General features: G+C 37.1%; 25 protein-coding genes, 1 tRNA gene and 2 pseudogenes. 12 read left to right on the top strand and 16 right to left on the bottom strand.

Features of this window, described 5'->3' with window-relative positions; genetic code table 11:
• Positions 1 to 85: 85 nt before the first annotated feature.
• The gene (locus tag LKI_RS08355; RefSeq protein ID WP_013103705.1) at positions 86 to 922 is read right to left on the bottom strand and encodes a helix-turn-helix domain-containing protein; all 837 of its coding nucleotides are present in this window, start codon (positions 920 to 922) and stop codon (positions 86 to 88) included.
• A 105-nt stretch (positions 923 to 1027) separates the two neighbouring features.
• The gene (locus LKI_RS11140) at positions 1028 to 1198 is read right to left on the bottom strand and encodes a hypothetical protein (RefSeq protein ID WP_013103706.1); all 171 of its coding nucleotides are present in this window, start codon (positions 1196 to 1198) and stop codon (positions 1028 to 1030) included.
• Between the two features lie 269 nt (positions 1199 to 1467).
• On the opposite strand from LKI_RS11140, the pseudogene LKI_RS11240 reads away from it, so the two are divergent.
• The 4 genes and pseudogenes from LKI_RS11240 to LKI_RS08370 all read left to right on the top strand — a co-directional run.
• Positions 1468 to 2781: pseudogene (locus tag LKI_RS11240) on the top strand (lectin-like domain-containing protein); the annotation flags it as partial.
• Between the two features lie 695 nt (positions 2782 to 3476).
• Positions 3477 to 3947: pseudogene (locus tag LKI_RS11245) on the top strand (pentapeptide repeat-containing protein); the annotation flags it as partial.
• A 225-nt stretch (positions 3948 to 4172) separates the two neighbouring features.
• A complete protein-coding gene (locus tag LKI_RS08365; RefSeq protein WP_013103708.1) occupies positions 4173 to 5726 on the top strand; it encodes a glycosyltransferase in 1554 nt (517 codons plus the stop codon).
• Positions 5698 to 7404, top strand: a complete 1707-nt coding sequence (locus LKI_RS08370; protein WP_013103709.1) for a glycosyltransferase — start codon at positions 5698 to 5700, stop codon at positions 7402 to 7404. The genes LKI_RS08365 and LKI_RS08370 overlap by 29 nt, the downstream gene beginning before the upstream one ends.
• Positions 7405 to 7623: 219 nt before the next feature.
• Here LKI_RS08370 and LKI_RS08375 read toward each other — a convergent pair whose 3' ends face one another.
• The 3 genes from LKI_RS08375 to LKI_RS08385 form a co-directional block, all read right to left on the bottom strand.
• Positions 7624 to 8121, bottom strand: coding sequence for a GNAT family N-acetyltransferase (locus LKI_RS08375; RefSeq protein ID WP_013103710.1), 498 nt, complete (start codon positions 8119 to 8121; stop codon positions 7624 to 7626).
• Positions 8122 to 8160: 39 nt separating this feature from the next.
• Positions 8161 to 9129, bottom strand: coding sequence for a thymidylate synthase (locus LKI_RS08380; protein WP_013103711.1), 969 nt, complete (start codon positions 9127 to 9129; stop codon positions 8161 to 8163).
• A 282-nt stretch (positions 9130 to 9411) separates the two neighbouring features.
• Positions 9412 to 9894 (bottom strand): deoxycytidylate deaminase, encoded by a 483-nt coding sequence (locus LKI_RS08385; RefSeq protein ID WP_013103712.1) that lies wholly within the window; start codon positions 9892 to 9894, stop codon positions 9412 to 9414.
• 73 nt (positions 9895 to 9967) lie between these two features.
• On the opposite strand from LKI_RS08385, the gene LKI_RS08390 reads away from it, so the two are divergent.
• On the top strand, positions 9968 to 10813 hold the full coding sequence (locus LKI_RS08390; RefSeq protein WP_013103713.1) for a bifunctional 5,10-methylenetetrahydrofolate dehydrogenase/5,10-methenyltetrahydrofolate cyclohydrolase: 846 nt from the start codon (positions 9968 to 9970) through the stop codon (positions 10811 to 10813).
• Between the two features lie 374 nt (positions 10814 to 11187).
• Here the strand turns inward: LKI_RS08390 and LKI_RS08395 are convergent, their stop codons facing one another.
• Together LKI_RS08395 and LKI_RS08400 are read right to left on the bottom strand one after the other, a co-directional pair.
• On the bottom strand, positions 11188 to 11733 hold the full coding sequence (locus LKI_RS08395; protein WP_013103715.1) for a biotin transporter BioY: 546 nt from the start codon (positions 11731 to 11733) through the stop codon (positions 11188 to 11190).
• A gap of 178 nt (positions 11734 to 11911) precedes the next feature.
• Complete coding sequence (locus tag LKI_RS08400; protein WP_013103716.1) at positions 11912 to 12532, bottom strand: GntR family transcriptional regulator; 621 nt, start codon at positions 12530 to 12532, stop codon at positions 11912 to 11914.
• Positions 12533 to 12716: 184 nt separating this feature from the next.
• Between LKI_RS08400 and LKI_RS08405 the strand changes: the two genes are divergently transcribed.
• The 3 genes from LKI_RS08405 (at position 12717) to LKI_RS08415 (ending at position 16786) form a co-directional block, all read left to right on the top strand.
• Complete coding sequence (locus LKI_RS08405) at positions 12717 to 13907, top strand: quaternary amine ABC transporter ATP-binding protein (protein WP_013103717.1); 1191 nt, start codon at positions 12717 to 12719, stop codon at positions 13905 to 13907.
• Complete coding sequence (locus LKI_RS08410) at positions 13900 to 15606, top strand: ABC transporter permease/substrate binding protein (RefSeq protein WP_013103718.1); 1707 nt, start codon at positions 13900 to 13902, stop codon at positions 15604 to 15606. Before LKI_RS08405 ends, LKI_RS08410 begins: the two co-directional genes overlap by 8 nt.
• Before the next feature lie 184 nt (positions 15607 to 15790).
• The gene (locus LKI_RS08415; protein WP_013103719.1) at positions 15791 to 16786 is read left to right on the top strand and encodes an aldo/keto reductase; all 996 of its coding nucleotides are present in this window, start codon (positions 15791 to 15793) and stop codon (positions 16784 to 16786) included.
• A gap of 71 nt (positions 16787 to 16857) precedes the next feature.
• On the opposite strand, the gene LKI_RS08420 is transcribed toward LKI_RS08415, so the two are convergent.
• From LKI_RS08420 to LKI_RS08440, 5 genes are read right to left on the bottom strand one after another with little or no spacing between them, the layout of a single operon-like run.
• Positions 16858 to 17325: a hypothetical protein gene (locus LKI_RS08420; protein ID WP_013103720.1), complete on the bottom strand. Its 468-nt coding sequence runs from the start codon at positions 17323 to 17325 to the stop codon at positions 16858 to 16860.
• Positions 17326 to 17342: 17 nt separating this feature from the next.
• Positions 17343 to 18569, bottom strand: coding sequence for an ABC transporter permease (locus LKI_RS08425; RefSeq protein WP_013103721.1), 1227 nt, complete (start codon positions 18567 to 18569; stop codon positions 17343 to 17345).
• Entirely contained in the window at positions 18562 to 19455 is an 894-nt protein-coding gene (locus LKI_RS08430; RefSeq protein WP_013103722.1) for an ABC transporter ATP-binding protein, read from the bottom strand. Before LKI_RS08430 ends, LKI_RS08425 begins: the two co-directional genes overlap by 8 nt.
• A 10-nt stretch (positions 19456 to 19465) precedes the next feature.
• Positions 19466 to 19942: a hypothetical protein gene (locus LKI_RS08435; protein WP_013103723.1), complete on the bottom strand. Its 477-nt coding sequence runs from the start codon at positions 19940 to 19942 to the stop codon at positions 19466 to 19468.
• Positions 19935 to 20144: a helix-turn-helix transcriptional regulator gene (locus LKI_RS08440; protein ID WP_013103724.1), complete on the bottom strand. Its 210-nt coding sequence runs from the start codon at positions 20142 to 20144 to the stop codon at positions 19935 to 19937. Before LKI_RS08440 ends, LKI_RS08435 begins: the two co-directional genes overlap by 8 nt.
• A gap of 149 nt (positions 20145 to 20293) precedes the next feature.
• Between LKI_RS08440 and LKI_RS08445 the strand changes: the two genes are divergently transcribed.
• On the top strand, positions 20294 to 20503 hold the full coding sequence (locus LKI_RS08445) for a P8 family protein (protein WP_013103725.1): 210 nt from the start codon (positions 20294 to 20296) through the stop codon (positions 20501 to 20503).
• Between the two features lie 138 nt (positions 20504 to 20641).
• Here LKI_RS08445 and LKI_RS08450 read toward each other — a convergent pair.
• The 3 genes from LKI_RS08450 to LKI_RS08465 all read right to left on the bottom strand — a co-directional run bounded on the left by LKI_RS08450 (position 20642) and on the right by LKI_RS08465 (position 22063).
• Positions 20642 to 20713 (bottom strand) — tRNA-Glu (locus tag LKI_RS08450).
• Between the two features lie 115 nt (positions 20714 to 20828).
• Positions 20829 to 21338: a ClbS/DfsB family four-helix bundle protein gene (locus LKI_RS08455; protein ID WP_013103726.1), complete on the bottom strand. Its 510-nt coding sequence runs from the start codon at positions 21336 to 21338 to the stop codon at positions 20829 to 20831.
• A gap of 383 nt (positions 21339 to 21721) precedes the next feature.
• On the bottom strand, positions 21722 to 22063 hold the full coding sequence (locus LKI_RS08465; protein WP_013103727.1) for a hypothetical protein: 342 nt from the start codon (positions 22061 to 22063) through the stop codon (positions 21722 to 21724).
• A gap of 549 nt (positions 22064 to 22612) precedes the next feature.
• On the opposite strand from LKI_RS08465, the gene LKI_RS08470 reads away from it, so the two are divergent.
• The 3 genes from LKI_RS08470 (at position 22613) to LKI_RS08480 (ending at position 25597) form a co-directional block, all read left to right on the top strand.
• Positions 22613 to 23431, top strand: a complete 819-nt coding sequence (locus tag LKI_RS08470) for a VanW family protein (protein ID WP_013103728.1) — start codon at positions 22613 to 22615, stop codon at positions 23429 to 23431.
• A 98-nt stretch (positions 23432 to 23529) separates the two neighbouring features.
• Entirely contained in the window at positions 23530 to 24000 is a 471-nt protein-coding gene (locus tag LKI_RS08475) for a YagU family protein (RefSeq protein WP_013103729.1), read from the top strand.
• A 190-nt stretch (positions 24001 to 24190) separates the two neighbouring features.
• On the top strand, positions 24191 to 25597 hold the full coding sequence (locus LKI_RS08480) for an NAD-dependent succinate-semialdehyde dehydrogenase (protein WP_013103730.1): 1407 nt from the start codon (positions 24191 to 24193) through the stop codon (positions 25595 to 25597).
• 76 nt (positions 25598 to 25673) lie between these two features.
• Here LKI_RS08480 and LKI_RS08485 read toward each other — a convergent pair whose 3' ends face one another.
• Entirely contained in the window at positions 25674 to 26270 is a 597-nt protein-coding gene (locus tag LKI_RS08485; protein WP_013103731.1) for a recombinase family protein, read from the bottom strand.

Raw genomic sequence — 26270 nt, forward strand, 5'->3', positions numbered from 1 at the left:
AATAAAAGCTTGACTCTCAATTTGAAGGAGTCAAGCTTTTTTGTAATTTTATTTATATTAGGGACGCCTTCATTTTAATGAATAGTTATAAATGAAGGTGACGGTCAAAAAAATGTTGTCGAAAATAATTTGGTGTGACGTGTGTCACCTCTTTAAAAGTTTTCACAAAATAGCTCGTTGTTGAAAAAGATAATAGGTTAGCAATTTCGACTAAGGTCAAATTTGAAGCAATTAGTAACTCTTTTGCAGTATCTATTTTTGTTTGTCTAATGAATTGCGTAATTGTCAAATGATATTCTTTTTTAAAGGCAGGATTCAGGTTCTTTTTGGATGCATTTAGTGCCTCAGCGATATCATCTAGTGTGATATTTTCAGTAATGTGTTCTTTGATATACTGGTGAATTCGCTGTTGAAGTGGTAAAAAATTAGTGACACGATAATTTTGAATGACTTTGAAATAGTGCCAAGTAATTTCTCTCAGGACTTGAAAAAAATCTAAGAATTGCGGTGTCAATTCTATTTCTTGTACTAACTCGTTGTGTAATTGGAATGCTAAATCTACAGGATAGCCCCATTGAACAATTGCACGATTTAATACTGCGATATAAGAAATGAGTGTATCTTTTTCACCTCTAATAAAGTTGTTGTTGGCAAACCGTTCACCAATGAGTTTAAGATGTGATAAACGTTCTAGCGCAGAGACAAGTTGATCATTGCGTGAATAAATAATGGCTTTGATAATGTCAGTTTCTGTGTTAAAGAAAATATTGGCATCAAAAGGTTGAGTTGTTTCACTTTTAACAATTTTCTGGTTTGAAAATTGCGTGATGATAACATCTGTATCTGGTGCTTCTTGATTACTATATAAAGCGTAAATAATTTGTGAAATGGACTTTAAGTTGGATAGTGAATGAAGCGCCAATAGTTCATTACTAGTTGATGAGGCGTCGCTATAATCAAAGGAAAAGCAAATAATTAAATGACTTGTAATTTTGCAAGTTAGAATATGTCCCGAATGATTGTTTAGTTATTGATACTGATGGATTGGTAGTGTTTTGATATTAGCCATTAAAAAGTTGATCATGCGATTGTTTGGATCAGCGGGTTCATTATTTAAATAACTAGCTTCATGAGTATCAATATTGAGTAAAATTGCATCAGCATTTAAAATATCCGCCAATTTTTGAATATTGTTCATGAATTCCCCCTGTAACTTACATCTTGTCAACTTAAAAAATAATCCTGTCTTATTGATAAAATAGGATTTTAAAAAAGCTATATTTTTTCAATTATATAAAAAAAAGCATGTGATAAATATATAGTTTATGACAAAGTATCTTTATTTAACACAAAATCTCTTTTTCTATCATGAAAGCATGTTGCTTTTGAGTCATAATCATAATAGGACAATTAGGTTATTTACTTTTAATAATATAAGGATAAGAAAGATATAGAGGTATAAAAGCCATGGAACAGCAATTAAAAACTCATTACAAAATGTATAAGAACGGAAAACATTGGATATTTGCAGGTTTAACAACTATAACAATTGGTCTATCCTTCGCTCAATCTGACCTAAATAAAGTTAGCGCAGACACAATTGATATTAGTCAACAAACATATCGTGTGACATCAGCGACACCAACAAGTGAAGTATTACCGGTTTCAGCGACACCAACAAGTGAAGTATTACCAGTTTCAACTAAGCCATCAAGTGAAACGCAATCAAAAATTTCTAACGTAAAAGTTTTATCTAACAACAAAATGCTTCGTGACAATGATGCTGATGGCATAACACATGTTAATAAAGATAATTTTTTAGAGTATTTTAATGTCCAGGGTAGTAGTGCTAGTTATGATGAAAGTACAGGGATTGTAACAATTACCCAAAATAAAAACAACCAAGTTGGTAATTTTGCGCTGAAAAGTAAAATTGATATGGGCACAAGTTTTACACTCAAAGGACAAGTGCAGTTGGGTGATAAAACTTCAAGTCAAGGGGGAGCTGATGGTATAGGTTTTGCTTTCCATACTGGGAATACAACTGATGTTGGAAACGCTGGTGGTAATCTTGGAATCGGAGGATTGCAAGATGCTGTCGGATTTAAACTTGATACTTATCATAATGATTACTTGATACCAAAAACGAACCAAGACGGTGCACAGATTTCTTCAATTGATTCCAATGGTTACGGTTGGGATGCTGATCCAAGTAGAAATCAATTTCCTCAATTTGGCGCGTTTGTCACGACCACTGACAAGCAAGTAAGAGCCCAGGATGGTAAGTACTATCAAAGATGGTGGGCAACAACTGATGCGGATAGTGCTAAACCATTAAATTCTGGTGACTTAAATGGAAAATTTCATGATTTTGTAGTTAATTATGATGGTGAAACTCGTAAATTGACTATTAGCTATACTGAGACCGATGGGAAAGTTTTGAATTGGCAAACAAATGTATCTGGTTCGAACGATGCAATGGCTATGATTGTTAGTGCATCAACCGGAGGGTCAAAAAATTTACAGCAGTTCAAAATCGAAAATTTCGATTTTAAACAAGCTGCAACTGTCAATGTCAAGTATATTGATATTAATGGTAAGCAACTTGCGCAAGGCCAAGTAAATTATCCCGGCGGTCCATCACAAAATGGGCGTTATGAAACAACGCAACTGAGTATTCCAAATTACAAATTTATTCAGATGGATGACGGTAGTGTCACGGGAACAGCTAGTTTAGATGCAAATGGTATATTAAAAGATGCTGGAGATAATGGGACAGTTGTTTATGTCTACGCACCATATCAAATTGATACAGCAGAAGCAGATGAGAATATCAAGTATCAGGACACTCAAGGAAACACACTCTATGAGGATAAAAATGCGGATACGATTCACTTTGTCACTGTAACAGATCCAGTTGATCAGTCAACAAAAACTTACTACTCAAAGACAACATCAACTGCTACGTTGGATGACAATGGCGTACCAACCGGTACTGATTGGAGCATTTGGAATGACAGCGATACAAGCTTTGATAGCGTTATTAACCCCGAAATATCAGGCTATCATGTTGTGTCAACTACTGATCCAGCAAATGATTTGGCGCAAATAACTCAACAAAATGCAACACCAACTACTGGTAAGTTGAACTATGTTGTTGTGTATGATCAGAACTCAACACCAAGTTCAGAGACACCAAGTTCAGAAGTACCAAGCTCGGAGACACCAAGCTCGGAAGTGCCAAGTTCAGAGACACCAAGCTCGGAAGTGCCAAGCTCGGAAGTACCAAGCTCGGAGACACCAAGCTCGGAAGTGCCAAGCTCGGAAGTACCAAGTTCAGAAGTACCAAGCTCGGAGACACCAAGCTCGGAAGTGCCAAGCTCGGAAGTACCAAGCTCGGAGACACCAAGCTCGGAAGTGCCAAGCTCGGAAGTACCAAGTTCAGAAGTACCAAGCTCGGAGACACCAAGTTCAGAGACACCAAGTTCAGAAGTACCAAGCTCGGAAGTGCCAAGTTCAGAAGTACCAAGTTCAGAGACACCAAGTTCAGAGACACCAAGTTCAGAAGTACCAAGTTCAGAAGTGCCAAGTTCAGAGACACCAAGTTCAGAAGTACCAAGTTCAGAAGTGCCAAGCTCGGAGACACCAAGCTCGGAAGTGCCAAGTTCAGAGACACCAAGTTCAGAAGTGCCAAGCTCGGAGACACCAAGCTCGGAAGTGCCAAGTTCAGAGACACCAAGTTCAGAAGTACCAAGCTCAGAAGTACCAAGCTCGGAGACACCAAGTTCAGAAGTGCCAAGCTCGGAGACACCAAGCTCGGAAGTGCCAAGTTCAGAGACACCAAGTTCAGAAGTGCCAAGCTCGGAAGTACCAAGTTCAGAAGTACCAAGTTCAGAGACACCAAGTTCAGAAGTGCCAAGTTCAGAGACACCAAGTTTGGAAACTGAGAAAAACATACATTCAGTTAAACAAAACAAAAGATATTATGACAAAAACTTACCAAAGACCGACGCTGAAAAAGACAATACTAGTAGTGCTATAGTGCTTGCAGCACTTGCAACACTAGGGATTTCGACTATTATTGTCAAACGGCGTAAGAAATAATAAGTTTTAACAACGAGTGACATAGGTCACTCGTACATAGAGAAAGTTAATAAAAGGATGTTGACTTGATGCAAGCAATTTTTTTAAATACGTTTTACGCTGAAAATTTATCAGGTGCAAGTTATGCGGTAAATAAAAGGTTAGAGCTTTTTTTACGTCATCAAGTAGATACTAAAATCATGACGACGACATTTTATTTAACAAATCGTTACTATTTTGGAAAGCATTTTCCTAGTCAAAAAGATGCTTTTTTTGACTTTACAAATGTTGTAACTAATACTATAAATGTAAACGAAAAAGAAATTAAACCAGACAAAACATTTTTTAATACATTAGGATTTCAAATTACGAATGAAAAGAATAAGGCAGTTTCAAAACAGTCAAATTACGTTACTTGGATAACATATCCAGACGGTAGAATATTAGAGATCAGCTATTATAATCGAGACAATCAGATTCTGAGAAAGGATGGCTACGATCACCGAGGATTTTTGTGCCTTAAATCATATTATGAAATCAATGAGGATAATCATCTTTGTTTGACACGTCGGGAGCATCTTAATCAAAATGGCAATGTGATGTTAACCTATTTTTTCACACTTGATAACAAATTAAGAAAGATTTTTCGGTGTGTTGAAGGTGGGGCTATATATGCTTTTAACAATGAAAATGAATTGTTATTAAGTGTCTTAAAGGAATATACAAAAAATCGGTCAGAAAATTATGTTGTTATAGCAGATTTATTTATAACCGATACACTAGCCAAATTAAGTCAATTAAATGAACAAAAAAATGTTGCATTGTTTGTTCAACTTCACAATATACAATATAAGCAAACCCGTGAGGGGAATCCGATTCGAATAGGTTATAGTTATCCTGTTTTGAACAATGAATTATACAAGGGACTTATTGTATTAACGGATCGACAAAAAAGAGATGTCGATAGCATTATTCAAAGTAAAAATAACATCTACACCATTCCTGAAAATTGGTTTTCAAAAACAGATGTTAACAACTATTATTCTGTTAATTGGGATGATAAAGAAGATGGATTAGTCATCATCTCAGCACGATTAGATGCAGTTAAGCAAATTGATCAAGCAATTAGTGCTGTGATATTTGCTCATAAACGTGTACCGAAAATACACTTAGAAATTTGGGGAAATGGGTCGGAACGCGAGACACTCGAACAATTGATTGAACAGCACAATGCAGGAGACTACATTTTTCTAAAAGGCACACTTGATAATGTTAGTATGAAAAAACGTATATCAGAGTCCCAACTACATCTCTTGACGTCAAAAAATGAAGGGTTACCAATGGTTTTATTTGAAGCTCAGCTGGGACAAACCCCATCCATTTGTTATGACATTGACTATGGACCGGATGCCATTATTAATAATCGTATCAATGGTGATCTGATAGCTCCAAATGATACTAAGTATTTGGCTATGCGTTTGGAGGAGTTGTTTAAAGATGAAAAGCAGGGGACGTTAAGGCAATATGCTTTTAATACGCGTGCAACACTGGATAAATATAGTGAATCATCAATTTGGTCGCTTTGGGAAAGTTTAATAAAGCAGGCATTCAATTATGAAAATTATAATCACCGAGAAAGTTAATAAAGAGTTACTAGACTGGCAGGCGGAGCAAAAGGAAGAAACACACATTGTGTCCTGGACAGCTGAGATAAATTATAAACCACAACAAAATGAAACAAATCTATATCATTTTATGCGACAAGGTAAATCTGAATATTTAATTCAAGATTTACCTTTTACAAAGCAGTTTGTGTTGAACCATCGTTCAACATCCGGTAGTCATCAATTAGAATTCAAAGATGATCAACAAATTATAGTGGCAAAGGTTTATCTGAGGGAGTACACACAATTTGTAGAACGATTAGAGATAATAGATCGGTTTGGTGAAACGCTTAGTAATTTGACTTACAGTGGTAAAGACTTAGTTCAACAAATTAACTATGATGTTTCAGGGCATCCAGTCGAAAATCAATTTTGGGGACATGAACAAAAAATTACAACTTATTGGGGAATGCGTAATGATAAGTTAAGTAATGTTGGTATGAGTTTAGTGACCGAAGATCAAGAGATTATCTACAATAGCTATTGGGATTGGCATTTTTCGGCTTTTCGTGAAATCATTTCTTCTTTTGCAGATGTATCAGAGATTATTAGTTATGAAGCACCTACTTTAAGTATTGATATGCCCAATAGACGAGTTCAATATGGCGAATTAATGCCAGATATGCCAATGAATCAACCTAAAAAGTGGATGGTTGGTTTTCAACAGCAAAACTTTTGGAAACCGAGAACAGACGTTTCAAAAGTTGCGAAGACACTTGGGTATCAGCAAATTAATTTTGATACCCCCTATGTTGATAGTGATACTTGGATAGCTAAACAGCTGGAAAAGCATTGTTTACAGGTTAAACCAGGAGATTTGGTCGTTTGGCAATATCCTAAATATTCCCCACAACTAGAATTAACTGTACTCAATTGGTTTCATCAGAGGAAAATTAGAGTTGCCTCATTTATACACGACATTAGCTTGTTACGGGAAGACATTAAGGTTCGAGAACATTATTTACCAGAATCTGATAAAATATTATTAAATTCTTTTGATGCTAATATAATACCAGAAAATTTTGTTCAACCCCTATACGATTTAACAGGAGTAGTTTTAAAAAATATCGTTGCGCTTGCGCCTTATGATTTTATGGTAGAGGGTAAAATTGAACCAGCACAATATAGTCAAAATATTGTTTATGCAGGTTCTTTGGTTAAGTTTCCTAAGTTACAAGATATTGATTTTAATTTAACAGTTTACGGTGAAAAAAATTTTTCCAACATTAATATTGAAAATCCAAAAATTTTTAATGGTGGTTTTCTGCCAGCGGAAGAACTAGCCAAACAGTTAAATGAGGGTTTCGGCTTAATTTGGGATGAAGACAAGAAAAATTCGTATCGTCAGGCATATACAAAGTGGAACTGGCCATACAAATTTAGTCTTTATATGGCCGCTGGACTACCGGTTATAGCATGGTCAGATTCGGCAATTGCTGAATTGATAAAGGCTGCTCATGTTGGTATCGTAGTCGATAATTTGTCTCAAGTTTCATATGAAATAAAAAAAATTAGCACAGCCGAATTTGACGAAATGGCATCTAATGCTGCACAAATCGGTAGTCAATTAGCACAGGGAAAAAGTACAAAAGCGGCTTTGAATAAATTAGAAGAAGTTTTGTCTAAAAAAAAGAAATCGTTTTTAATTAATTATTAAAAATAATCTTGTCAGTTGTAGTAAATTCAAGTTATGAGGTTTCACTATATACTCGAAATAATTCAAATAAAAGTTATTATGATATATAAAGGTACCTTATATAGTGAAATTCGTTATCAGTTTGGCCTTAAAATATTTACAATATGTGTTTCTTCTGACCGTATACTAAAAACCATTAACTGGATTAGTTCCAATTAATGGTTTTTAGTCGTATTTATCTCAACTCATAAACTCAGTGGCAAGTATACCCATCATCATACTATCATGATACTTACCTTCTGCAAAGAAGTGACCACGAAGGATTCCTTCTTCAACAAAGCCAACTTTTTTATAAATATGAATTGCAGCATCATTATCAACATCAACATATAAATAAACTTTATGCATGTTTAGGACTTTGAAGGCATATTCAATACCCGCCTTAATTGCCATTTGCGCATAACCATGACCTTGATGATCAGGATGAATAATAATCTGAATTTCGGTGTGCCGGTGAAGGCCGTCGATGTACATTAATTCGACGACGCCAATAAATTGATTATCATCTTCAACCACAAACCGACGTTCAGTTTGATCGAGCACGTGACGGTCATAGAGCAATTCTAATTCATCAAAAGAAGTATAGGCTTCTTGAAACCACAAAGCCATGACTTTACGTGAATTTTCTTGCTGATAAATATAAGGTAAATCTTTCTTTTCGAGCGGTCTAATTTTCATGATTAATCTTTCAGTTGCGGTGTCTAAACAATTAACGGACTAAACAGCAACAGGTGCTTTGATTGCTGGTTCGCTTTCGTAATCCAATATTTTTATGTCATCCATGGTGTAATCAAATAGCGACTTCACTTCGGGATTTAACCAAATTTTTGGTAACTGATGCATTGGACGTGAAAGTTGTTCGGTTATTTGGTCAACATGGTTGTTATAAATATGTGTATCACCAATAGTGTGAACAAAGTCACCAACTTCATAACCAGTTTGAGCAGCGACCATATGAAGCAACAGTGAATAAGAAGCAATATTAAAGGGTACACCTAGGAAAAAGTCACCCGAACGCTGATATAATTGGACGCTAAGCTTGCCATCAGCCACGTAAAATTGGCTAAGCACATGGCAAGAAGGCAAAGGCGCTTGTGGGGTTGTTTCGGCATTCCAAGCTGTGAGAATCAGACGTCTTGAATCAGGTGTTGTTTTAATATCATGCACTAAGCGGCTCACTTGATCAATAGTGCCTTCATCTGCGTTTAGAGATGTTGTCTCCCAATTACGCCAAAGTTTACCATAAACATCCCCAACATAGCCAAATGTAGCCATAAAATCATCGTCATTTAAGATCTTATCCACAAAAATATCTTTTTGAATTTTATAAGTGGCGGCAAATTCAGGATCTTCTATGGCACGGTGACCAAAGTTTGTCATGTCAGGGCCGGTATATTGGTCGGATTCTACCCAATTCTTAAATGCCCACTCGTCCCAAATATGATTGTTATGTTGTAATAGGAAACGAATATTATTATCCCCACGCAAGAACCAAAGTAATTCAGACTTAATGAGACCAAAATAGACCTTTTTAGTTGTCAGTAATGGGAAGCCCTCTTGGAGATCGAAACGCATTTGTGTTCCAAATAAGGAATGTGTTCCAGTGCCTGTACGATCGCCCTTTAAAGCCCCCTCGTTGAGTACTTTTTGTGCGAGATCAAGATATTGTTGTTCATTTTTTGACATAGTGTATTTCAGACGTGAGACTAACTTGCACGTCATTCCTTTCAGGATGTGCCTTACTATAAATATTAACGAAAAGAGGGTTAATAATCAAGGTTGACAAAGTAACAAAACAGCGAAGGTTTAGTTAACAGACGAACTTTTTGATATTGTATGGCATTAAGGGTGCATATTGTGTCATTAAGTGTCTAATATATTTTTTATATTCGTTTTCTTAAATAATAAACTATGATAAAATGAAAATAGTTCGTTATTAACAGATACACACGCTAACTATTTATAACACTAATCGTGCATAATAAATTGATTTAAATTAATTTGTTCGGCAGTCTGTTGTGAAAAAGGTACTTGTTGTAAACTGACATGTTTTTCTGCCAATAATGCCTCAGCGAAAGCATCATTATGATAATCGCGCATAAAGTTTATTTTTGATATACCCGCTTGTAATAATAATTTTGTACAATGAATGCAAGGGACATCAGTGACATAAACTTCGGCACCGTCAACGCTTATACCCATTTGTGCCGCCTGCATGAGAGCATTTTGTTCCGCATGAACAGCACGAATGCAGTGACCGTCAACAATGAGATCGCCAACATCTGTACAATGTGGTGTTCCCGATACGGCACCATTATAACCACTTGTGATAATTCTGTTGTTTTGGACAATTACAGCGCCGACATGTAATCGTGTGCAGGTTGAACGCGTTGATAAGATGGCGGCTTGTGCGATAAAATATTGATCCCAACTGATACGTTTTTGTGGCATGATGCACTCCAGTTAATTTATTTTGTTAAGAAGAATATAACATAAAATTACGAACAAACGAAGGAGCTTTTTAATGACTGAAATACTAGATGGTGCAGCGGTAGCCAAGATTACTAATGCCAAAACTGCTGAACGTGTGTCAAAATTACCAAAACCAGTGACTTTGGCTGTGGTCTATGATCCTAAAAATGATGGCAGTCGGTTGTACGTCAATATGAAATCAAAAAAGGCAGCGACAGTAGGTATTGTAACGCAAGACATTCCAACAGATGCCACGGCAACAACGGAAAGTGTCATTTCATTAATCGAAAAGTTAAATGCGGATGAACATATCACTGGTATTTTGGTACAAAGCCCCTTAGCAAAAGGGGTCAAAGAACGTGAGGTCTTTTCGGCTGTTGCACCACACAAAGACGCCGACGGTTTAGGAGCCACTGTGCAAGGTATGCTGTTTGGTGATGCGCTGCAAGATTATACAGTTGCTGCCACACCACAAGGTGTGATGACATTGTTGCAACATTATGATATCGATATCGCTGGAAAGAGTGCATTAGTTATTGGACGATCACAGTTGTTCGGTCGTCCAATGTTTGCCTTATTAACAAATGCTGATGCTACAGTTACACTAGCACATCGGTACACACCCGAATTAACATTAAGAACGCATTTAAAAGCGGCAGACATTGTTGTTATTGGTGTCGGTCAACCTAACTTTTTAAAAGGTTCTGATCTTAAAGAAGGTGCGGTGGTCATTGATGTGGGTATGAACTATGTTGATGGTGTTGCGGTCGGAGATGTTGATTTTAAGTCAGCACAAGGTGTGGCTAGTTATATTACACCAGTTCCTGGCGGTGTTGGGCCAATGACAATTGCAACGTTATTAGAAAATACGGTGACATTAGCAGAAAATTACCAATGAGTTTAAAATAGCTACGCGTCAATCATGACGCGTAGCTATTTTATATGTTTTATCGTCACATTTTATGGCATGATGATTTTCAACAAAAATAAATATCTTTGTGTAGATGGCATTGTGGATTAAACTGATGATGACAAGTTGGGCAGTTTGTTTGCTGGATATAATCATTGCCAGTCATTTTCAAGTGACAAATACCACACATGACACTTATTTGTGACATTGGCATTGGTTCAAATTGGTGTGTCATTATCGCATGATGACATAAGTAACAGGCAAAATATTTTTGGCAAGCGCGACATTTGTTGGCAATGATGTCAACTGATTGATGCCAATGTTGACAGCGACCAGCATCATCAATTGCGAGTCCAATAATTTCAGACATGGCGTAACATACTGAATCGACGACGCAATGTCAAGGTAATAATTGTTGCAAGCACTGCTTTAATGGCATCACCTGGAATAAATGCTAATTGCATGAATAATGCTTTTGACAGTGGCATATGTGTCACAATGTTCAGCCCGACAGCACCTGAAACATCGATGAATATGACACCAAATAGTAAAATTGTGAGTAGAATCGTCACAAAATTGGTGGCATTGAACTTATCAAGCATTGACATACCAAGTCCAATAAGTAGTGCGGCAAATGGGTAGGCCCAGAGATATCCGGCGGTGGCACCAAAGAAATGTGGTAAACCACCAGAACCACCAGTCAATACTGGTAATCCTAGCATAGCCAGTAATAGCCAGGCTATAATTGCTAAAAATCCATGGCGCCAACCTAATATGGCACCTGCTAACATAATCCCAATATTTTGAATTGTAATCGGAACAACACCAATCGGAATGACGGGAACGTAGGCCATGACAATTAGTATTGCAATAATAGCAACTGTGAATGTTAGTTTTTTGGTTTTCATAATTTCCTCTTTTGTAAACTTTTAATATTCATTAGTTTACAAAAGAGTATGATATTTGTCAACTTATTTTTAAAAAAAGTTTACTTTAACACATAAATGTAACTTTGATCAGAATATTTTTTATGTTTAACAAAAAACAGTCACTTCAAATGATGTTGAAGTGACTGTTTTTGAATGATTAGTCATGATAGAAAAATTTATGAACAGCTTGCACAGTGGTTTCTTTACCAACAAAGTAAAGCGTATCACCACGTTCGATAACAGCGTAGGGGCCCGGGGAAACAACAAGTTCATCATTGTGCAATAGTGCGACGATAGTAGCACCGGTGTTTTGCCAAAGTGTCAGACTGCCAATAGATTGCCCGAATTTTGAACTGTCATCATTCAATTCAAGTTCATAGGGGCTCAAAGGACTATGGCGTTGTACACGTTGATTTTGTTCAAACAGTAAGGCCAAATTGTTTTCCAATGCTTTAATTTCGGTTTTTTGGCTAGTAATCAATTGATTAATTTGGGTATGAATTGTTTGCATGTCTGAAGTTTCTTGTGCTTGGCTTAAAAAATCTTTGGCTTTTTCACGTGATAAAACTTCAACACCACTGCCATGAACAGGCTTGACAATTTGAAGATCAGCTAGGACGCTAACCGCCTTTCTTGCAGTTTCAGAGGAGACACCAAAAGCGACTGATAACGTTGATCGTGCATGCAATTTACTGCCAACTGTATATTCATTATCAGCTATTTTCTTTGCAATTTGATAAGCAATTTTACGGTATCTAGGTTCTCTGATTGTTTGCATAACGTTCTCCGAAATCATGTGTGAATTTGACAAAAGTGACAACTTGTGACAAAATAGAAGACATCACTTAGTGGCAACTTGTTTTTTGTAATGAGTTGTCACTCTGAAGTATAAGATAGATTACAAAAAGAGTCAATGGAGAATAACACAAGTTGAATTATTTTTCAAAAAAATTGGAGGATTCATGGCTAAAGTAGAGATTAAACATCTCACGAAAATATTCGGTAAGCGGCCTAAGGCAGCGCTGAAGATGGTGAAGCAGAATAAAAGCAAGGACGAAATTGTTGAAAAAACAGGTAGTACCGTGGGTGTTTATGACATCAGTATGAGTATTGACGAAGGTGAAATATTTGTCATTATGGGACTATCAGGTTCAGGAAAGTCCACTTTGATTCGATTGTTAAATCGATTGATTGAGCCGACTGAAGGACAGTTATTTATTGATGGACAAGAAATAACAAAATTTAATAAGAAACAGATGCTAGATATTCGTCGTCAAAAGATGAGTATGGTGTTCCAAAATTTTGGGCTTTTCCCACATCGCACGTTATTGGAAAACACAGAATATGGTTTGGAAATTCAGGGTGTCGACAAGGAAGAGCGACGTAAGCGCGCAGAACAAGCCTTGGACAATGCTAAGTTGCTAAGTTATAAAGATCAATATCCTAATCAGTTGTCAGGTGGTATGCAACAACGTGTCGGATTAGCACGTGCATTGACAAATGATCCGGATATTCTATTAATGGATGAGGCTTTCTCAGCTCTCGATCCACTGGTTCGTGGTGAAATGCAAGATGAGTTGCTAGAGCTACAAGCTAATGTGCAAAAAACAATTATTTTTATTACTCATGATTTGAATGAAGCCCTACACATTGGTGATCATATTGCCATTATGAAAGATGGACAGTTACAACAAATTGGAACAGGTGAAGAAATTTTAACTAACCCAGCTAATGATTACGTGAAAACATTTATTGGTGGTGTTGACCGTTCAAAAGTTCTGACTGCCGAAAGTATTATGATTCCATCATTGACAACAAATGTTGATGTAGATGGGCCAACTGTCGCTTTGCGTAAAATGGCGGACGAAGAGGTATCTGGTTTAGTAGCCGTCAATCGTAAACGAGAGTTACTTGGTTACTTGTCATCAGATGAGGCTGTTAAAGCACGTCGTAATCAAACACCATTATCTCAAGCAGTGTCAACGATGCCAACGGTTGCATTAGACACGCTAGTTGCAGATATTATGCCTATTATTTATGATTCACAGACACCAGTTGCGGTTGTTGATACTAATAACCGTGTGCGTGGTGTGATTATTCGAGGCTCTGTTTTGGAAGCACTAGCTGATACGGAGGGAGAAGATAATGCCTAATTTACCTAAGATACCGTTAGAAAATTGGATTAGTGATATTGTCAGTTGGTTAACAACGCATTTATCAGGGTTATTCAATTTGATGCAAAAGGGTGGACAAAATGTTATGGACGGCATAACAAACGGTTTAACAGCTGTTCCGATGCCGTTGATGATAATTGGTTTAACGCTTATAGCTGTATTAACAACACGAAAAAAATACGGTTTCCCAATATTTACCTTTATTGGATTAGCATTGATTGCTAATCAAAATTTGTGGTCTGACCTAATGAGTACAGTGACATTGGTGATCATGGCGTCCGTCATATCGCTTGTTATTGGTATTCCGTTAGGAATTTTAACTGCTAAGTCTCCTAAAACAGCAGCGATAGTGAAGCCAATTCTAGACTTTATGCAGACAATGCCTGGCTTCGTCTATCTGATACCAGCTGTTGCATTCTTTGGTATTGGTGTTGTACCCGGCGTGTTTGCTTCGATTATTTTCGCCTTACCACCAATGGTTCGAATGACTGATTTAGGTATTCGTCAAGTACCAATTGCTTTAGTTGAGGCTGCTGATTCGTTTGGATCAACAACATGGCAAAAATTGATTAAGCTCGAATTACCTAATGCACGTAATACCATTTTAGCTGGTGCTAACCAAACAATCATGTTAGCATTGTCGATGGTTGTTACAGCTTCTATGATTGGGGCCCCTGGTCTTGGACGTGGTGTCTTGTCTGCTGTACAACGTGCTGATGTGGGTTCTGGATTTGTTAACGGATTAGGGTTAGTTATTTTAGCTATTATTATTGATCGTTTTACTCAAAAGTTAAATACAACACCTGGTCAGAAATCAATTAGTAAACCTTGGCGTCGATGGGCCGTACTAGCTACGGTAGTTGTGATGATTGGTGGCGGCGTTGTGAATGCCATGACATCACATAAAACGACAGGCCAAAAAGTGACATTAGGGTATGTTGCATGGGACTCTGAGGTTGCTTCAACAAATGTGCTTGCGCAATCGTTACGTCAACATGGCTATGACGTTACCATGACGCCCCTGGATAATGCTGTTTTATGGCAGTCAGTAGCTAATGGTCAAGTTGATGCATCTGTGAGTGCTTGGCTACCATACACGCATAAAGCATTGTATGACAAGTATAAGAATGATATATCATTACTTGGACCTAATCTTCATGGTGCCAAAACAGGGTTCGTCGTACCTGATTATATGAAAGTAAATTCAATTGCTGACTTGAAAAATGAAGCTAATAAAACAGTAACTGGGATTGAGCCCGGAGCAGGTGCTATGATAACCGCACAAAAGACGGTTGATAGTTATCCTAATCTTAAAGGATGGCAACTGTCGTCGTCATCTTCAGGCGCCATGACTACTGCGCTTGATAAAGCATATAAGGCAAAACAAGATATTATTGTGACGGGTTGGTCACCTCATTGGATGTTTAGTAAGTATAAGTTAAAGTATTTAGAAGATCCAAAAGGTACAATGGGTAAGAATGAAACAATTAATACCATTGTGCGTAAGGATTTGAAGCATGATAATCCTAAATTTGAAAAAGTGATGAATAAATTCAATTGGACGAAAGACGACATGGAAAGTGTCATGCTTGACATACAAAATGGTCAATCACCAGAACAAGCTGCAAATAAATGGTTGAAATCACATGCCAAATTGGCCGATAGTTGGTACAAGTAATAGGAACAGCATATTTTTTTTAAAACAAGACAGCGCGTTAAATCGATGCGTCTTGTTTTTTTTGTTGTGAACACAATCAAAAAAATGTCTTATCTGATTAAACTATGTTAGACTTTAGTTGTTAATTGGTATGGTTAAGTTAAAAACATTAATTAATTGATATGTGATAAGGAAAGGTAATGATATGTATCAAGCAAACAATAATCGTTATGAAACAATGCTGTATAATCGTGTTGGACAAAGTGGTCTGAAAATTTCTGCGCTTGGATTGGGATTTTGGCATAATTTTGGTAGTGTAGACGCTTATGATAACCAAAAACGTATTGTGCACCAGGCATTTGATTTAGGGATTACCTATTATGATTTGGCGAATAACTATGGGCCAACACCGGGTAGCGCTGAAGTGAATTTTGGTCGCATGATGGCTAAAGATATGAAACCTTATCGTGATGAGATGGTAATCACTAGTAAAGCAGGTTATGAAATGTGGGATGGACCCTATGGTAACTGGGGGTCACGTAAAAGTATTATTGCAAGTGCGAATCAGAGTTTGAAACGATTGGGGTTAGATTACGTGGATATTTTTTATTCGCATCGTCCAGACCCCGAAACACCAATTGAAGAAACTGCCCTAGCATTGGATGCATTGGTACATGAGGGAAAAGCATTATATATTGGTATTTCAAATTATGATGGCGCTCAAACGGCGGCTATTAGTCAAGTTTTTAGGGCGTTACGAACACCGTTTATTGTTCATCAGCCACGATACAATATGTTTGATCGTCATATTGAAAATGATTTATTGCCAGTTTTGAGACAAGAAGGTAGATCTGCAGTTGTTTTCAGCCCACTAGCGCAAGGATTATTGACTGATCGCTATCTTGATGGTATTCCGACAGATTCTCGAGCTGCTAAGTCGTCAAGCCCGTTTTTAAAAGTGGATCAGGTTGAAAAAACCTTGCACACGGTTAAAAAATTAAATCAAATTGCCAAACGACGAGGACAGACACTTGCTGAAATGGCCTTGGCTTGGGATCTACGTCAACCAGAAATAGCCAGTGTTTTGGTCGGTGCTAGTCGTCCAGAACAATTAATTGATAATGTTAAAGCGCTTGATACGCTAAAATTTAGTCAATTAGAAGAAAAAGAAATTGATGCTCTTTTGAATGGAGAATCCTAATATTGATTTTATAGATACTAAAAAGGCGCCACAATCGTTGATTTTTCAACGAGCGTGACGCCTTTTTTATGTCAATGATTGACTTTATTATCTTGGGCAATAATCCAAGTGTTAAGCGCTTCATCTGCAATTCTTGTGGTATGGGCTTTTAGGAATTTCCGATACAAGGAACCAATACGTTGACTAAAAATAAGCGTATTTGGTGCATTTAAATCATCACTGAGCAATTGGTATGACCGAATAGCATAGCTGATAAACGTGAGTTCACGAGCGATTGCGACATCATCTAATCCATGCTCTTCATAAAGTAGATGTTGTCGTGCAGCATACCCAAGGGCTTGTTGGAAGCGATTGAGGTTTGTGGGGTCAATGATGGCATCTCGCCCAATAACCATCATCGTTTCCTTAAAGCTTTTAATTGCTGCTGGTGTGGCTTTGTTGGTTAGTTCGAAGCGTTGAAATGGCACACCAGTAGATGTTTGACGTTCTTCGTAGGTGTACCACTTACGATTCGTTAAGAAGAAAGGTGTGTGATCCATGGTTTTAAAGCTCCGAATTAATGTCTATCTTTAATATTTTTGATAAGTTGTGACATGATTTTGTCATCACTATAGGATAGCACATTTTTGGCGTAAATACGCTTTCCAAACCAAGCGAGTGCAATCACGCTTACAAGAGAAATAAGTAATGCAACAATTGCTGCTGGCCACGTTTCAACCTTAGTGACCAAACGAATGGGCATCATACTTTGTGAAATAAATGGGACATAACTCACAACTTTGATGACGATGTTATTTGGCATATTAGTCATAACAAAACTAAACATATAACCGATCATTGCTAAAATTGTAATTGGTTGAACGGCTTGCTGCACTTGTGCATTATCATTAATGAGTGAGGCAATCATTGCTGTCAGTACAAGATACAAAGCAACAGCAACTAAAATGAACAAAACGGCGTAGATAGCAAAGCCGATTGTGACATTTGAAAAGGTTTGTTTAATGCCACTTAACAAGGCATTGTTTTGCAAAAAGAAATAACCAATAGTGCCGGCAATAATGTAGATGATTAAGTGAGTAACGGCCAACGCAAAGATGCCAATCATTTTACCGAAATATTGGATACTAGCAGATGTTGCTGCTAAAAGTGTTTCCATAATACGTGATGATTTTTCATTGGCAATTTCAGTAGCAATCATGGAAGCGTACCACATGACAATCATTGTTGTAACGATACCAATCGCTACGGCAATACCATAGTTAGCCATGTCAGAGTTATCACCATCTGTCGATTGACTGTTAGTTTGTTGCACAACTGATTTCAAATTAAAAGGTTTGATTAACGCTTGTGTTTGTTCTGTTGTTAGACCGTATTCCGATGCTTTTTGGCTACGAGACAGATTGCCTAGTACACTGATAATCGCTTCTTTATTGATGGTGTTACTTTTTGGTTGTGTTGTTAGTGTGGCATTATCTGCACCAATGGTTAAAACACCATCGATATCTGTTGCAGTAAGTGCCTTGTTAGCAGCTTTGCTGTCTGTTATTTTTGACACTTTGATATCTAATGATTTTTCATCAGCTTTAAATACTTTGCGTACCTGAGGATTTCCAATAACTGCGACTGTTGGTGTTGTATTACCTTGCATTTGAGTGATACCAAAGATAATACCACCAATAACGACGGCAAAAATAATAGGGGATAACACGAGTAACCAATACCCACGAGATTTGAAATGGGTACGGTAAGTTTGTTTGATAACAATAGCGAGTCCGTTATTCATGATAGGCGACCTCCTGGCGGAAAATATCATCGAGTGTAGGCGGTTGTTGTGAAAAAGCAGGGATATAGCCATGACGTGTGACGTAGTCAAATATTTGATGACCAACAGTTTCGTTACTAATTGTAATGTCAAATCCTGCGCCTTGTGGTTTGATATGCGTTACACCAGTAATTTTGGCGAGCTCATCCATTGTAAAGGGGCCTTCGACGTATACTTTTGTACGACCAAATTGTTCACGTATGTCTTGCACACCACCTTGTAAAACAATTTTACCTTGTTTAAGCATGGTGAGATTGTCAGAAATTTTAGTGACGTTGTTCATATCGTGACTCGAGAAAATAATCATGGCACCATTGTCACGCATACGCACAATTTCATCCATCATAATACTTGTATTAACTGGATCAAGACCTGAAAAAGGTTCATCAAGGATAATAAATTCAGGGTTGAAAATCAGAGACGCAATCATTTGAACTTTTTGAGCGTTTCCTTTGGATAAAGATTGCACTTTATCTGTTGCTTTTCCAACAACATCTAATCTCTTTAACCAATCTGCTAAAGCAATTTTAGCATCTGAGCGGGTCATACCATGGAGCTCAGCGAAATATAAGATTTGCTCTTCAATTGTTAGTTTTTGATAAAGTCCGCGTTCTTCCGGCAAAAAACCGATCTTTTGTTTATCAGCCTGCGTAATCGGGTGACCGTTCCAAGTAATCGTACCTGAGGTTGGTGTAATAAAATTTAAGATCATCCGAAATGTTGTTGTTTTACCAGCACCATTTTGACCAATCAAACCCATCACTTTTCCAGGTTCTAGGGTCATGTTCATGTCGTTAACGGCAATTTTATCGCCGAACTGCTTGTTAAGATTTGTGAGTTGAATCATGTATTACTCCTTATAATAGTTTAGTCAACAACCAACGAAGACTAGGCTGTAGTATGAGAATTAGAAAAAGCGGTGAAGCGAGGTACCAAAAATATTGTGTAAAATAACTTGCGCCTAAAATAAAGGCTAAGTAAGCAATAACAAGTAATATTTTCAAAGTAAGTGCATCAGCACGTTGGCGAACTTGTTGCACACGTTCATCAATTTCCTTTATCTTTTTGCGATGTAATTCCTGTGGATTGGACAAATAGGTCATACTAGCCAATTTTGTACCAATGGCACCTCCAATTAGACCAGAGTAAATACCGGATGTAAATGAACCAAGCTGATGACCATAAAAATAATATATTGGTATACTAGCTGCGAATAAGAAAATAGATAAAGCAATGAAAAGTATCGTGATAAAATTAGTCTGCCATCGTATTAAATCGCCATATTCTTTATCGCTCATACCAGCTTGTGGTGTTGCAAATAACTTTTTAAGCATCTGTTTTGTCCTCCTCAAAAATAAAAATGTCTTCAATTTTAAGTTGAAAAAGGGTTGCAATATGATGCGCGAGTAATAGCGATGCATTATACTTGCCTTTTTCTAGAGATATGATTGTTTGGCGTGTGACTTCTAACTTATCAGCTAAGTCAGCTTGTGTCATATGTTGTGCCTTTCTGAGCTCCTGAATACGATTTTTCAATGGTTAGCCTCCAAAAAATGTATATAACACTTTACATTTATATTGTAGCAAAGCTTTTTTTAAATGTAAAGCTTTCTATACATTTATAACAAACTTGCATTTTTGTTTAAAAAGAACTATAACAAGGGTATAGATAAGGGGGCCATAAAATGGCAGACGAAAAGTATCAAACGTTAGATCTCGCAATGAACGAAGTGTTCGATTGGAGTGAGGACAAAACCCCATTACGCGATGCACTGTGGAATCATTACATGGACGAAAGTAACAAAAATACAGCATCAACATTGGCACACTTAAAAGCCTACAAAACTATGAGTGATAAAGAAATTAAGGCCGAAGCTGAGAAAGTCTTGAAGTAAAAGTCGACCTAGACTAAAAAACAACGCCTAATTTAGGCGTTGTTTTTGCTTGTTGGGGATTTGACGATATGTGGTGAGACGAAAAAGGCACTACATCAAGATTTTTAAAACCTAGTGTAGCGCCACAAAATGTTAAAATAGCGCTAGAGGGAGTCGAACCCTCGATTTCGGCCTGAGAAGCCGACGTCTTAACCACTTGACCATAGCGCCATAACAAGATATAAGTATACAGAAAAAAAGGTCTGACGTCAACTACTTTCTACATGAGGTAAGCCAAATATTTCTCATTATCAATAACTGAGATAAAGTCGTTTCCGCTCTTAGCTTAGAGCGCATACTTTTTCCATTTTCGAATTTTAGTTCGAAATGTTTTGAAAGGGGCCACAGAGTTGATATGAACCCATTTCCAGACTGGCCATTGTGCATTTGTCGTTGCCCATTGCCGTTTATTTGGCGCAAACAAAATATCCTCAGGTAAGGATGCAACTAAATTGCATAATGCTGCCACACGTGCGTTTAGCAACGTGATTAATGCTTCTAATGAATAGTCACTGTAGGTCGCATAAAAAGAGTGATATAATTCACCCAGGTTGTTCCACTTGTAACCTTTAGCAGGTACATCAACATGCTTTCCGGCCTTTTCATTTTCTTCCCAGTCTAATAGTGCGGTAAGCCATCCAAGTTGGTACGATAGGTTTTCGGCTGGTGTACGATCTACTTCTGCAATACGTTTATCCTTTAAATGATTTGGAATATCTGTAAATTCAGTTATGTATTTTTGATAACTTGTGTTAATTGCCATGATTAATTCGTCTTTGTTGGCATACGATTGCATTGTTAAACTCTCCTGTTTTGTTAATCATCAATTGTGAATGTCTGCAGCGCTTATTTAAAAGCAAGCAGGACAGTAATTAAAATTAATATTGATACACCTATGAAAATTAAATGCCGTACCAAGTATTTCTTAGAATGGTTTTGTTGGTATTGATCAATAGCAATAACCAACCAGAGAGAAAAAAATAAGACAGTTTGTGTTATTTGTAGGAATAAATTATGAGTATTAGTGATGAATTGGTACAATAATATGCCTAACAAAGCAATTATAATAGCAATTCTAAATAGATTTGTTTTTTTCATACGTACCACCAGTAATATATTTTTTTGAATGCGCCTTGTAGACATACACAATATAGGTATGCACGTTTTTCGTGCGTTGAGTTAATAGCGATTATTATTTAGGATAGATGTAATAACAGTGCCAATGAATAAAAAGTATAGGGCAAGAAAAGCGACAGTGATGATAAAGTATACTAATCCTGCGCGATTCCAAGTGGCTTGCACTGCCTTAAAAGTTTCAACGTCTTTATAATCACCATCTTGCCATGCCCATTCATTACCTTTAAAGCCACAAACAAACATCCAAATTAAGTTGAAGATGGGTATGAGGCAGAGTAAGGGTAAGTATGTTTTATTGCCAATACCCCACAAAACATTAAAAATAAAAGCACCCCAGTTCCAACCTTTGACTTCTTCGGGAATATGTGTTGAATTTTCACTCATCATGTCTCTCCTCAATGCACGTATTGTTAATCGTAAATGATTTTATACGATAGTGATTACCAAAAGATCTGAAAAATAAGGATCAATAGATTCATAATCTACCAGTATAATTACATATAGTGTACCAGACAAGCAAAAACATTTAAAGGATAAAGTAAGTTATTAAATTTAATAAATTGTAAGCGCTTGCATAATTGAAAGATAGATGCTATAATTTAGGTATAGATTAGGAAGAACTCCTAATAACAATCCAAGTTGTTGAAGTCATCCATAACGATGGCGGGAATGGATTTCTTTCAATCCAAGACAGTTTACTCAATGTTTGAGCTTAGAAGTGATGGTTATGTTATGTGATCATTTGGCGGAAAGTTTGGGCACGCGGACGATATTACACAGATGAGAATCTTGTAAATGAGTTGCGGGGTAAGCTGTTTTTTGTGCCCTACAGTGAATGAATATCATATTAATTTTGTAAAGAATAGCCCAATTAAGCTTTATAAATAATTACTATTGTGCTAAAATTTCCCTAGACATATTGGGAGAATAGTAATGACAAGAAAGTTGTTTTGTGAAATATCACCGTTGACCTATAAGATTTCATATGAGGCACATATTTTAAAAAGACAGTTGACGGATAATTTGAAAAATAATCTAGCACATCAGATACAGGCCGATAAGCTCCCTTATTTGGTGTTTAGTCATCAGTCATTAATGAGACGTGGGCTCAGAAAAGTACCTGTGCCAGTTGAAGAAGCCAAAGTGGCGAACTTAAAAATTGCGGCACCCAAAGTTAATGGCATTATAATTAAGCCAGGAGAGACATTTTCATTTTGGCGTTTAGTGGGCCGATGCACAGCCGAACGAGGTTATCAAAATGGTCTGATGGTTGCCAATGATGGGCAGCTTAAAAAAGGAACTGGTGGCGGCCTTTGTCAGTTTAGCAATTTAATTCACTGGATGGTTTTACACACACCATTAGATGTTATTGAAAAGTATCATCATGAACAAGTCGACATGTTTCCAGATGCCAATCGAGAAGTGCCATTTGGCAGTGGCACTTCTATTGTGTATAATTACCTCGATTATCGATTTAAAAATAATACATCAATAACATATCAACTCGTGACGTATGTCGGTGAAAAATATTTGCATGGCGAATTATATGCGTCTGAACCACAATCTGAACGCTATGAAGTTAAGGTTGTTGGCGAACATTTTTCTGAAGAAAATCATGTGGTTTACCGTTGTGGTGACATCTATCAATATCGTTATGATCAAAATGATCAATTATTAGATCAGCAACTTATAAAGACTAATCATGCCAAGGTGGCATATGATACGAGTCAACTGAATGTGGTTAGAAGTTAACTGTAAAAACGATATCAGTGGTTGTCGTCTTCTCGATAAATGATGATTACAAATTGCTGTGGTATAATTAAATGATTTGATTTTCGGAGGATTTATAGATGATAGCGATGAATTTATTTGTGGGGATTGCTGCTGGTTTGATTTCTGGTATGGTAAAAATTGGTTGGGAAGCAATATTACCACCAAGAAGTCAGGCACGTGATGAAACGAATCCGCCACAGCAGTTATTACAACAGCTCGGCGTACCACGCCGTATCACTCATGCTTATGTGCATTATTCGAAAGACCAAAAGGTGTACTACGTCGCACTTATGATGCACTTTGCCTTTTCTATCTTCTTTGCAGTTGCTTTTGCACTGTTTTACCGTGCATTGCCAATCATTAGTTTAGGACAAGGTAGTTTATATGGTCTTGTTATTTGGTTTGCTTTTCATATTGTGATTATGCCACTATCAAAGACAGTACCTTCACCAGCCAATCAACCATTTGCTGAACATTTTTCAGAAATTTTAGGTCACATTGTTTGGGCTTGGTCAATTTATCTTGTGGTGATTGCCTTGCTGGGTTAATGATGTATGGTATAAAAGCTAGTTTATGTTTATCAAAATAGGGTCTGTAGTATATGCACTTCAACAATTTTTGAAGTGCTTTTTTGATGGGAAAATCACAAGTAAAATAGTTTGATTCGTGGTATTGAGGTGTTATAGTTGAGGTGTTGTAAGTTATAGTCGGTTGATATTTCAAGAAAGGTTGCATAAAATGAGTTATCAAACAGTTAATCCATTCACAGACGAAATAATCAAGACATACGACAATCATGACGATGCCTATGTTGAGGAAGCAATTACTAAGGGACATGCGTTATATAAAAAATGGCGTAATGATCCGGTAGCCAGTCGTGCTGATGCACTACATAGTTTAGCTAATTTGATTGAATCAAAAACAGATGAACTCGCTAAAATTCTCACAATTGAAATGGGAAAACGCTTAGTAGAGGCGAAAGGCGAAGTTGCCATTACGGTTGCCATTGCGCGCTATTATGCTGAACATGGCGCAGAATTTTTAAAACCAAGAGATATCATATCATCGATTGGTCCAGCCCAAATTATTTCACGACCAACCGGTGTCTTAATGATGGTTGAACCATGGAATTTTCCATATTACCAAATTATGCGTGTTTTTGCACCAAACTATATGGCAGGAAATCCAATGCTGTTAAAGCATGCTAGTAACACCCCATTGGCTGCGGCTACTTTTGAAAGACTTGTTAAGGAAGCTGGTTTACCAGAGGGTGTGTTCACTAATTTATTTATAGATTACGATCAAGTGAATAAAATTATTGCGGATGATCGTGTCCAAGGTGTTGCTTTGACAGGATCAGAACGTGCAGGACAATTGGTAGCTGCAGAAGCTGGTAAATATCTCAAACAAAGTTCATTAGAACTAGGGGGTAGTGATCCGTTCATCGTGTTGGATGATGCTAATCTATCAGAAATTAAGAAAATTATTGGTGGTGCTCGGTTGCACAATGCTGGTCAGGTATGTTCATCTTCAAAACGGTTTATTGTGACTGAAAGGAACTATGACAAAGTTCTTGATATGCTTAAAACGGCATTTTCAGAAGTGGTATTGGGTGATCCGCTCAGACCAGAAACAACTTTGGCACCATTAAGTACAAAAAAAGCTAAGCAAAATTTAACTAAACAAGTTCAAGCAGCCGTTGATGCTGGCGCAACGATTGCTTTTGGTAGCGTTGAACAAAGCCAACCAGCAGCGCTGTTTGAGCCAGTCATCTTAACAAATATTACAAAAGAAAATCCAGCCTTTTATCAAGAATTTTTTGGTCCAGTCGGTGAAATTTTTAAAGTAAAGGATGAGGCAGAAGCGATTGCATTAGCTAATGACTCTCACTATGGATTGAGTGGTGTTGTCTTTGGTGCTGATGCAGAACATGCTGCTGAGGTTGCTGCCCAAATTGAGACGGGTGTTGTCTTTGTTAATAGTTTTGGTGGGACATTACCAGAATTACCATTTGGTGGCGTTAAAAACTCTGGTTACGGTCGTGAATTAGGTGATCTTGGTATCGACACATTTGTCAATAAAGAAACGATTGTTACAAAACACGAACCAATTGATCTTAACAATGCTTTTGGTGGCTTTGTTTAAAAGATAATAAAACAACTGATGATTTGATATTCCATTATAATTGTGATGGATATCAGATCGCCAGTTGTTTTTGTGTTCATAGTTTTTTATTTTGTATCACTCGTGAATTATTTTTAAGGTCAAGCTTTTTAATGCGTCGCTTTAGCGTTGAAATACTAATGCCTGTTTGCGCAGATACTCGTTTATATGTGATATCTTGGCAGTGCATATTGTAAGCGTTGATGATTTCTGTGTCAGTATATTGTTCTCTTCTACCTTCCTTAAAGTTAGGATTATGCATACGAGCATAGGCTTTGCCCTCCTGGGTTCTGGTGACAATAAGATCGCGTTCGAATTGCGCAAACGCAGAAAATATTGTAAAAATTAACTTACCAGTGGGACTTTCATCGATTAGACCTAAATTCAAGATGTGAATAGCAACATGACGATCAAATAAGGTTTGCATAACTTCAAGAGCTTCATGCGTATTCCTAGCAAAACGATCTAATTTAGTTACGACCAATACATCTTTTGCTCGAAGATCTTTTAATAATTTATCAAATACTGGTCGATTAGTTGTTGTGCCAGTATATTTTTCTGTATAAATTTTTTCAATACCTGATTGTTTTAATGCTTCAATTTGGGTTTCTAAGTGTTGTCCCTCTGTGCTCACACGAGCGTATCCGTATTTCAT

It is taken from the genome of Leuconostoc kimchii IMSNU 11154 (assembly GCF_000092505.1).
Taxonomy (GTDB): domain Bacteria; phylum Bacillota; class Bacilli; order Lactobacillales; family Lactobacillaceae; genus Leuconostoc; species Leuconostoc kimchii.